Source organism: Blautia sp. CAG:257 (assembly GCF_000433815.1).
GTDB lineage: Bacteria > Bacillota > Clostridia > Lachnospirales > Lachnospiraceae > Blautia_A > Blautia_A caecimuris.
The window spans coordinates 34051-44551 of record NZ_HF999053.1 but is presented as its reverse complement, the minus strand read 5'-3'; the positions used below and the strand labels follow the sequence as shown (position 1 = coordinate 44551).

The 10501-nt window shown below is 43.4% G+C and carries 9 protein-coding genes; 8 read left to right on the top strand and 1 reads right to left on the bottom strand.

The window, feature by feature from the left end; genetic code table 11:
- Positions 1 to 393: 393 nt before the first annotated feature.
- The 3 genes from QVP40_RS07110 (at position 394) to QVP40_RS07100 (ending at position 2498) form a co-directional block, all read left to right on the top strand.
- Positions 394 to 1359: a hypothetical protein gene (locus tag QVP40_RS07110; RefSeq protein ID WP_022067781.1), complete on the top strand. Its 966-nt coding sequence runs from the start codon at positions 394 to 396 to the stop codon at positions 1357 to 1359.
- A 107-nt stretch (positions 1360 to 1466) separates the two neighbouring features.
- On the top strand, positions 1467 to 1895 hold the full coding sequence (locus tag QVP40_RS07105) for a hypothetical protein (protein ID WP_022067780.1): 429 nt from the start codon (positions 1467 to 1469) through the stop codon (positions 1893 to 1895).
- Between the two features lie 135 nt (positions 1896 to 2030).
- A complete protein-coding gene (locus tag QVP40_RS07100) occupies positions 2031 to 2498 on the top strand; it encodes a DUF5071 domain-containing protein (protein ID WP_022067779.1) in 468 nt (155 codons plus the stop codon).
- Positions 2499 to 2513: 15 nt separating this feature from the next.
- Here QVP40_RS07100 and QVP40_RS07095 read toward each other — a convergent pair whose 3' ends face one another.
- Positions 2514 to 3845: an MATE family efflux transporter gene (locus QVP40_RS07095; RefSeq protein ID WP_022067778.1), complete on the bottom strand. Its 1332-nt coding sequence runs from the start codon at positions 3843 to 3845 to the stop codon at positions 2514 to 2516.
- Positions 3846 to 4134: 289 nt separating this feature from the next.
- Between QVP40_RS07095 and QVP40_RS07090 the strand changes: the two genes are divergently transcribed.
- The 5 genes from QVP40_RS07090 (at position 4135) to QVP40_RS07070 (ending at position 10495) form a co-directional block, all read left to right on the top strand.
- Positions 4135 to 5037, top strand: a complete 903-nt coding sequence (locus QVP40_RS07090) for an AEC family transporter (RefSeq protein WP_022067777.1) — start codon at positions 4135 to 4137, stop codon at positions 5035 to 5037.
- Positions 5038 to 5173: 136 nt separating this feature from the next.
- A complete protein-coding gene (locus QVP40_RS07085; RefSeq protein WP_022067776.1) occupies positions 5174 to 5782 on the top strand; it encodes a glycerol-3-phosphate acyltransferase in 609 nt (202 codons plus the stop codon).
- Positions 5779 to 6903, top strand: coding sequence for an MGDG synthase family glycosyltransferase (locus tag QVP40_RS07080; RefSeq protein ID WP_022067775.1), 1125 nt, complete (start codon positions 5779 to 5781; stop codon positions 6901 to 6903). The genes QVP40_RS07085 and QVP40_RS07080 overlap by 4 nt, the downstream gene beginning before the upstream one ends.
- A gap of 204 nt (positions 6904 to 7107) precedes the next feature.
- Positions 7108 to 9558, top strand: coding sequence for a methyltransferase domain-containing protein (locus QVP40_RS07075; RefSeq protein WP_288200371.1), 2451 nt, complete (start codon positions 7108 to 7110; stop codon positions 9556 to 9558).
- Positions 9559 to 9580: 22 nt separating this feature from the next.
- On the top strand, positions 9581 to 10495 hold the full coding sequence (locus QVP40_RS07070; RefSeq protein WP_022067773.1) for a LysR family transcriptional regulator: 915 nt from the start codon (positions 9581 to 9583) through the stop codon (positions 10493 to 10495).
- Positions 10496 to 10501 lie beyond the last annotated feature (6 nt).

Genomic DNA, 10501 nt, shown 5'->3' with positions numbered 1-10501 from the left:
CCTTTTCTTTATAAAAAAGGATATAAAGGTATTGGAATAACATGGTTACTTTTATTGACGGGGCTGTAAATATAGTGGTAAGCTGTATTTAGCATAGTTGGGATAAGCTTTTAGCAGCAGCGGTATTTTGGATGGAGTATTTATTCCTTCTTTGTAATCTTATCGGCGCTGTTCTATCCGGCAGAAGTTTTGTCTTATTTTCATATTGTTTTAAAAAGAACAGGTGGTACAGAGCCAGGGAGAATGGTATTGGGGAAGGGGGGATTGAATGAAGAACATAAGTGAACAGGAGTTTTGGCAGAAGATTGTTAGTGAATTTTATACACAGGGCAAATTAGTCAGGAATCCTATAATTGCCTGAACGCTTTTCTTGAGTGTCCTGAAATTATAGAAATGTTGAACGGCTGTGAACTGAGCTCGGAAGAGTGTAAACAATATAGAGCAGCGATTTTAGATGTGCTGAGTACGAAGAGATCCGATCTTACAAAAAGAGAAGATTCAATCCGACAAAAACTTTCAGATCGGAATAAAAAAGCAGAAGAGTATTTGCTTGATGAAAAAACGTTCATAGATGAACACATGGAAGAAACTGTTCAATTTCTGATTATGCAGGGGATCTGTAAAAGCCAGGGAGAAGAGTTGTCGGCTATTTTAAGTTCAAAAGTAAAGTACAGGAAATACAGTAAACATAAAGGGTTTAGTATGGGATTATATGAAGCAAGTCCAGTATTTGACCTTACAGTGGGGAATGCGGAAAGAGGGAGTTTTTATAAGAGAGTACCAAAAGACAAATATGGAAAGCTGGAATATTTATTCCGAGAGGATGGCAGATTAGTATCTATTATTTATTATTCAAGTGAAAGCTACCATAATATTTGTTGTGTCTTATATTCAAAGAGTTATATATATTATATGGTTTTTGAGCAGCTTTGTGGAAATAAAACATTGTATGGTATAAAGATTTTAAAAAATCTTAATAACAAATTGGAATATTTGAAATGGTGTGTGTATGAAGGCAAAACAGGAATACACAGAGTAGGTAAGGAAACTTATTTGTATGATAACAGCAAAATAGAAAAATGGTGGTATGAAGAATTTTGGTTTCCAATATATAATGAAAATACAACTTTAGATGGGACCATAATAAGAGAGCTTTGTACCGGAATATACGATAAGGAAGGATATATGTCCGGATATAAAGTTGATTCATATATCGGAAACAGATTAGCGAAGGAGGTATTCCGGGAAAAACTTGTACATATATCCGGTTATGATGAGTTTTATTTGTCGGAAAAAGAAAGATTGGATACGGGAAAGGATTCCTTAAGATGGAAATACCCTCCAAATTATTTTGACTGAAGATCAGAGGGATTATTCTATATAAATAGCTTTGTATGGGGTTATGGAGTTTGTAAATATTTGATGTCTACATTATAGATGGAACAATTCATATTTAGGGGGCTTGTATGTGGTACGAGATTTCTTCTGAGAGAGATATAAATGATTTTATGAAAAAAATAAATTTTTTCCATGACTGTTGTATTAAAGAATTGAAATATTCAAGTGGGGCATATGTAAATAATAGATATGAAATGTATCCGGTAAATGATAAGAGGATATTAAATGTAGCATTTCAATGCCAAAGTGAAGAAAATGGTATGTTTGAATTGGAATTTCAAGGTTTAAAATATTTAAAATTATTACCGTTAGATGAAACGTATACATGTGAAATACTTGATGCCACTATGTTTATGCAAAACGAATTGATTTATTGGTGTGACTGTGGAGGATTATCAGAAGCAGATTTAGATGATTATATGGGAACAGTAATTTGTGCTGAAAAATTAAGATGGAGATCAATTATTAACCATATGGGAGACCGAGAGTTTTATTAAAATTTATACTAAGGAGTCATTGACTGAACTGCCGCACAATTAAACTAAGTTGATTAAACAATTTTTAGTATACAGACTCGTAGTGTCACTTATTTGTACCGCTCACTGAAAGGCGGAGGAATGGAGGATATTGATATGTCAGTAGATATTGATACTTTATTTGAAATGATGGATGAGGGGCAACCAGCAGAGATTCAGGAAGAGGCTCTCAGAGAGGCGAGAAAGATAAAATCCTTATCTGTATTTATGCAGCCTATAGAATATGGATGGTCGTGGGAAAATTGTGCAAAGGTAATCTGTGAAAAAACTGATGAAGAATTAAATAAATACACATGTGAGATGCTGGAGTGGCTGCAGGATATCAACTGGCCTGGGGCATTTTTGATCATGGAGAGGCTGGAAAAAATGGAGCCTCAGTTTTTGGTGCATGCTGTTGGTTATCAGGTAAAGCAGGCGCTTCTGCTAAAAGATAATGAATGGCTGGGATGGATGTCATATCTTATAAAAAATAAAAAGTTTTATGATGCACTTTCTGAAGAAAAAAAATACCAGAAAATACTGAAAAGATACTATGAAGAATACTGGGGGGAATTAGAATACTAAATCTAATGGGGACGTTTAACGTCCCCATACTACTTTACGGCTGATCAGGCCGGCTACGACTGCAGTAGCGGCTTCAGCGATCCAGAAGGCATGCCATACTCCTACAGCACCAAAAACTTTGCTGAGGACGAAGGCAGCAGGAATGATGATCAGTACATATCTGCACAGAGAGATGATAAGAGAAGGGGTTCCCTTTCCCAAACCCTCCAGTGCGCCGCAGGCAGTAACAGATACTGCGGAAACCAGGAAGCCGGCGCTGATGATACGGAGAGCTGTTTTTCCTGCAAGGACAGTTTCGGCATTGGAGGTAAACAGTCCCATCAACTGTCCGGGAACTGCCAGGCAGATAACGGTTCCGATGATCATAATGACGCTGCTCATGGCAAGCGTTACCATATAGATTTTTTTCACACGTTTGTGTTCTCTTGCTCCATAGTTATATCCGATCACAGGGCGCATACCCTGGACGATTCCGCTGGCAGGAAGATAGAGGAAGGTCTGAAGCTTGTAATAAATGCCCAAAATTACCACATAGCTCTGGGAGTAAACAGCAAGCAGGCTGTTCAGCACGGAGATCAGAAGGGAGGGGAGCGCAATATTCAGAATTGCCGGAACTCCCACAGCATAAAGTTTTTTGTCCATGCTGCTGTCTGGTTTCAGACATGTTTTCCTGATGCGTACAGGAATTGGGCGGGCAAAATAGATCACCAGGTAAATGATCAGATTTAAAACCTGTCCAAGACCTGTTGCCAGGGCAGCGCCTTCGATTCCAAGTGCAGGGAAGGGACCAAGACCGAAAATCAGAACCGGGTCCAGTATAATATTGGTAATACAGCCGCACATCAGTGAAAACATGGTAACTTTCATTCTTCCAACTGCCTGGAAAATCTTTTCAAAAGCAAGATCAAGCCCTATTACAACAGAAAAGGCAAAAACAATGCCGGAATATCTTACGCCCAGATCAATAACCTTTTTGTCCGGTGTAAAAAGCCCAAGAAAGGAGGGCATGATCAGAGTACAGACTACCATCATAATAAGTCCGTGTACAGCGGACAAAACCGTTCCGTGAGTAGCGGCAATATCTGCATTGTGTTTATTTCCGGCTCCCAGATGAAAAGCAATCTGCGAGCTGATTCCCACGCCAAAACCAATGGCAATGGCATTCACCAGGTTCTGGATGGGAAAGACCAGGGAAAGCGCTGTCATGGCATCTTCACTGATCTGCGCAACAAAGAAGCTGTCTACTATATTATACAAAGAGTTTACCAGCATGGAGATCACCATGGGGAGAGCCATGGACATAATCAGAGGAAATACTGGCTTTTCTTTCATAAAAGTATTGTTCATTTATATTCCTCCTGTTGGTTTATAAAAAAGACTTTTATGGCAAAAAAATAAGCCGCACAACTACCGGATGGTAATTGTGTGGCGAAAAGTGGCCTGGCCAAAAAAGTCCACACTGTGTTTTGGACAGGTGACATTGTAGCATGGTATAAGCTGTGTCGTCAAGAGAGGTTTGTCTTTTTGTTGCGAGTATTTTTTGGTTGTGATACACTGGGGATATCTTTCAGAAAAATCAGCGGTCAGTATGATTATGGCAGGAGATTTTCTGTACAGACAGGAAAAGAGGGGTATTATGGAAAAAGTACTTACGCTGCAGGCAACGATTTTTCTTCTGGTAGCAGTGGGATTTATGCTGAAGCGCATCGGGCTCATTGGACCGCAGGGACAAAAAAACCTGAACGATCTTGTTATTTATGTGATTCTGCCCTGCAACATTCTTCATGCATTTATGAACAGTCCTGTGGAGGGCAGACTATTGTATTATCTGGAGGTCCTTCTGATCTCTGTCGGGATTCAGATTTTTTGCGTGTTTTATGGAAGGCTGATCTTCAGGAAGGAACCAGAGGGGAAAAATAAATGTCTCCGGTATGGAACGATCTGTTCAAACGCAGGGTTTCTGGGAAATCCGGTAGCAGAGGGGATTTACGGGGCAGAGGGGCTGGTGCTTGCCAGTATTTATCTGATTCCTCAGAGGATCATGATGTGGACTTCCGGACTGGCAGTTTTTTCCGGAACCACAGACCGGAAAGGAACGGTCAGGAAGGTTCTGACGCATCCCTGTATTATTATGAGTGAACTGGGTATTCTTCTTATGTTTACCGGGTGGAAGCTTCCGGCGCCGGTTACAGATGCAGTGGATTATATAGGAAACTGCAATACAGCTTTTTCCATGATGGCAGTTGGAATGATTCTTGCAGATATCAATGTAAAGGATTTCTGGGACCGGACTGTGGCAAAGTTTACGTTTCACAGGCTTGTGGTGATTCCGGCAGTGGTGTACGGAGTCTGTAGCTTTCTGCCTCTTGATAAAAATGCTTTTGGCATCTGTGTACTGCTGGCTGCCATGCCGGCAGGCGCTACAACAAGTATTCTGGCAGAGAAATATGGGGTGGATTCTCCCTTTGCAACAAAAATGGTTATTTTTTCTACTTTGTTATCGCTTCCCACAATCTGTCTGTGGAGTATGGTATTGTAACAGGAAAACTCTGGACAGGGGATTGATAGAGAACTGTAATTAAGGGAAATGAGAAATTCAGAGGTCGGAGGAGAAGCCCAGCTCTGGTTAGAAACGACTGTGAGATTTTATTTGCAGCAGGAAAGCAGGTTGGATTATGAAATATGGATACTTTTTCTATGTGATTATGGGATTTTTGTCAGGAAGTATTTTGTTTGGACGGCTGATTCCTATGATCTTTCGGGGAGTGGATGTTCAGACCGAGTCTGAGGATGGAAATCCGGGAACGTTTAATGCATTTGCTTGTGGAGGCGCTTTTTGTGGGATACTGGTTCTTCTGGCAGATCTGGGAAAGGGGGCGCTTCCGGTTGCCCTGTGCGCCAGGGATCTGGGAATGGATTCCTGGATGTTTGCGCTGGTAATGGCCGCGCCTGTATTCGGACATGCTCATTCTCTGTTTCAGAAAGGACATGGGGGCAAGGCTATTGCAGTATCTTTTGGCGTACTGATCGGACTGCTTCCTCTGTGGCAGCCTCTGGCAGCTCTGATTTTCTGGTATCTGCTGTTTGTAATCGTAATATCTGCCAGGTCTAATACCAGAAAAAGCGTATATACGTTTCTGGCCTTTGCTGTTACTGTTATGCTGACAGTGCCGCGCAGAACAGTCTTGGCCGGCTGTGTCCTGATGTCAGGGATTGTGATACATAAACATTGTCTGAAGGCAAATGCCGCATACAGGCGGGGAGAGGAATGGAGACTTGAATGAAAGCATTGATTTTGTCCTGCAATACAGGAGGCGGACATAATTCTGCAGCCCGGGCGATTGCAGAGGAGATGCAGGAGAGAGGCGACGAGGCATATGTACTTGACTATCTCTGCCTTGCAGGAGAGGGAGTTTCACGTCTGGTAGGAGACGGATATGTTCAGATTGTCAAAAAAACGCCCAGACTTTTCGGGCTTTTTTATAAGCTGGGAATGGTAGCCAGCCGGTTGCTGAAGAAATCTCCTGTGTATTATATTAACGGGAGAATGGCAAAGTATCTGGACGGATATTTACGTGAACATCCGGTTGATGTTCTGATCATGCCGCATCTTTATCCGGCAGAAACAATTACTTATATGAAACGAAAGGGCATGAAGCTTCCGCTTACGGTGGCAGTAATGACAGATTACACCTGTATTCCCTTCTGGGAGGAGACAGACTGTGATTATTATGTGCTTCCCCATGAGGCTTTAAAAAAGTCCTGTGTCAGACGGGGGATTCCTGCGGAGAAGCTTTTGGCTTTTGGGATTCCGGTGGCTAAGAGCTGCCGGAGGAATACAAGCAGAGAACAGGCAAGGGAGAAGCTGGGGCTTGATACGAAAGGCAGATATTTTCTGGCAGCCGGAGGAAGTATGGGGGCCGGAGATCTTTCCGAGCTTGTAAAAAAGCTTTTGGAAGGCACAGCTCAGGAAAAAATTCTTGTGATCTGCGGAAGCAACCGCAAGGCGGAACAGAAGTTGAAAAAAGAGTTTTGTAAACAGCCCCGGGTACAGATTCTGGGATTTACCACTCAGATGTCTCTTTATCTGAAGGCCTGTGACGTTCTTTTTACAAAGCCGGGCGGTTTGACATCTACAGAAGCGGCAGTGACGGGTGTGCCGATGATCCATACGGCTCCGATTCCCGGCTGCGAAACAGTAAACCGGAAATTTTTTATGAAGGCAGGCATGAGCTGGTCAGCAATTACCCTCAATGGGCAGGTGGAAAAAGGAATCCAGCTTATGAACGATCCTGAGGCGGTAGCTCAGATGGTCAGCGCTCAGAAAAAGCAGATTCACGGAAACGCGGTAGAGAAGCTGTATGAATTTATCAGCGGAGAAATCCAGAAAAGAAACAGGTTTTGAACAGCAAAGAAATCCCCCCGGGAGGGTTGCAGGAGGGATTTCTTTTTTTATATAATAAAGCCGTCTATAAAAAGTCCATTATAAAAATTTTATTGCCACAGGCAGCAGGAAATGAAAATTAACCGGCAGCCACAGGCAGGAACCGAAAAAATACAGGATTCTTTTTATAGAAAGAACATACTAACAGAAAGAGCAGAAAGAATCATGAATACGTTAAAGGAAGAAATTCATGCCTACTGGACACAGCGTGCAGAGGGCTATTCAGAATATAATCAGCAGGAAATGGCAGACGCCAGACGGAGTATGTGGAAGAACAAGCTTCTTTCTCTCTTTGAAGAGAATTTTCCGGGAAAGAACCCGGAGGAGCTGAAGGTTCTTGATGTGGGAACCGGACCGGGATTTTTTGCCCTGCTTCTTGCGGAGGCCGGATATCAGGTAACGGCAGCAGACGTTACAGAGGAGATGCTGAAAGAGGCAAAAAAGAATACAGGAGTGTTTGCGGAAAAAATCACCTGGAAGCTCAGTGACGCCCAGAAGCTTGAACTGGGAGACTGCGAATTTGACGCGGTATTTTCCAGAAATGTTACCTGGAATCTGGAAAACCCGGGACAGGCGTATGAGGAATGGGTACGTGTGCTGAAACCGGGCGGACTTCTGTGCAATTTTGATGCAGACTGGTACGGTCATCTTTATGATGAGGAAAAGCGCAGCGGTTACGAGAAGGACCGCCAGAGGGTGGAAGAAAAAAATCTGGAAGATTATTATACAGGAACAGATATTGAACGGATGGAGGCCATTGCCAGACAGGTTCCTTTAAGCAGACAGAAGCGTCCTCAGTGGGATGTGGAAGCCCTGAAAAATGCAGGGCTGACAGAAGTAAGCTGCGACACAGAGGTGTGGAAACAGGTATGGACAGAAGAAGAGATCGCAAATAATGGCTCCACCCCAATCTTTCTTCTTTCCGGGAAAAAAAGAGAAAGCTTTTGCCTCAATCATATTTCAGTGGAACCCGGAAACGTGTGGACTGGTTATCTGGAGCTGGGACAGGGCGAATTCCGGCTTCCGGCTGCCGTGCTTCATGGAACAAGACCTGGAAAAACAATGCTGATCACAGCAGGAGTCCACGGGGGAGAATATGTGGGAATACAGGCTGCTATTGAGCTTTCACAGAAGCTTAAAATTCAGAAAGTGGCAGGTACCATTATTATTGTAAAGGTGATAAATGTTCCGGCATTTGAGCGCAGAAACGGAAGTATGGGACTGACAGACGGAAAAAACCTGAACAGGGAATTTCCCGGAAATCCAAAAGGTACAGAAATGGAACGTCTTGCGTGGGCAGTTTCCCATGAGCTTCAGCCGGCAGCAGATTATTACATTGACCTGCACAGTGGGGATGACTATGAACAGCTGACTTCTTATGTGTATTATGCGGGCATGGCAGATGAAAAAACAGTCAGTCAGTCAAGACGCATGGCAGAGCAGGTGGACGTACCTTACATGGTCCGCTCCAATGTGGCGTCAGGGGGCGCTTATAACTATGCGGCTTCTCAGGGAATACCCAGTATTCTTATTGAGCGGGGCGGTATGGGAGCCTGGACCAGTGAAGAAGTACGCTCTACAAGAAGAGATGTCAGGAATATTCTCTGTCATCTGGGAATTTATCAGGGGAAAAAGGATTACAGAACTTATTATCCTCTGGATGTTACAGATATCTGTTATCAGGACGCTTCCCGGGACGGGTTGTGGTATCCCTTTAAAAAGCCCGGCGATATGATCCGGGAAGGAGAGATTCTGGGTGAAGTGCGGGATTATGAAGGCGGTCTTCTGGAGCTGAGCGTGGCCGAGTATGACGGTGTGATCCTGTATCAGACCGGCACGCTTCAGGTACTGGGGGACGGGCCGATGATCGCTTATGGAAAGATTGTCAATCCCTATGATGAGCGGAAAGAGCGAATTGTAAGCTACTGGGAAAAAAGAAGCGGAGATTTCCTGGAACATAAAAGGGCGGAGCTTCACAGTCCTATGTCTGAACGATGGCTTTATGAAATAAAAAATCAGCTTCCTCAGGACAGAAATCTCAGGGTCCTTGACGTGGGCTGCGGAGCGGGATTTTTTTCCGTGCTTCTGGCAAAAGAAGGATATCAGGTCACTGGTGTGGATCTGACGCCTGATATGGTTGAAAATGCTAGAACGCTTGCAGAAGAGGAAAAAACAGACTGTGAGTTCTTTGTAATGGATGCAGAAAATCTGAGATTTGCAGACGAAAGCTTTGACGTGGTGATTTCCCGAAACCTTACCTGGACCCTTCCGGATGTAAAAAGCGCTTACAGAGAATGGGTGCGCGTACTGAAAAAAGGCGGCATACTTTTGAATTTTGATGCAAATTACGGGCTCAGTGATTTTACAGACCTGTCCGAGCTTCCGGACAACCATGCGCATCAGGAAATTGGCGATGATATGATGAGAGAATGTGAGGAGATCAAACGTCAGCTTCCAATCAGTTCCTATAGCCGTCCGGCCTGGGATCTGGAGACTTTGGGGGCAATGAAGCTTCAGGAATTTTCTGTGGATCTGGGAATCAGCAGCAGGATTTATGTGGAAAAGGATGAGTTTTATAATCCCACACCAATGTTTATGCTGAGAACCTGTAAGTAAAAGAACTATAAAGGAAAAAATTATGGATTTAAAACAGCTGCAGTATTTTGTGACCTGCGCTCAGACCGGCTCTGTCAGCGAGGCGGCAAAAATTTTATATTCCACTCAGCCCAGTGTCAGCAAGGTGGTAAAGGCTTTGGAGGATTCTCTGGGAATGCAGCTTTTTGAGCGGCTTCCCAGAGGGATCCGTCTTACGCCTCAGGGAAGTCAGGTATATCGTTATGCCTGTAAAATTGTAGGCGAAGTCACAAAGCTGGAAGCCATGGCGGACCACGGTATGACAAAATGGCTCAGGATTTCCGCAAATCCAAGCTCTTGGTTCGCCACTCATTTTGTGGATTTTTATAATGAGAATTATGACAGAAATTATCATTTTCAGATTTACACGGCAGGAGTTCGGACAGTGATGGAACGCGTCCGGGACTATCTGGATGATGTGGGGTTTGTGTATATTCTGGAACGGCAGAAAGAGGACTTTTTTTATGAACTGTCCAGAAACAGGATGGAATTTATTCCCCTGCATGAAACAGAAGCCATTGTTTATCCGGGAGGAAAATCCTTTCTTTACGGAACAGAAAAAGAGAGCCTGAGCTATGAAGAGCTTGACGGAGTTCGGCTGGTTCAGAACTATCAGGACGAATTTTTTGATATTGGAGCCGCCGAAAACAAGGAGAGCTTTTCCTGGAAAGGCCTGGATATTTCTGTTATTACAAACAGTGATTATATTATGGAAAGGCTTTTAAAAAACAGTGATGTGGCAAATATCAGCGGAAGCTATCTGTCAGAGAATAAGAAAGATACACTTCCCGGAATCCCGTTGAAAATGGAAGGAAGCCGGGTGATCTTCGGGTATGTCAGACATCGGGGAGAAGAGATGGACAGCAGTTTAAAGGAATTCATCTGTTTTCTGGAAGAACGAATCGGAAGCGGTAAGTAAAATGAT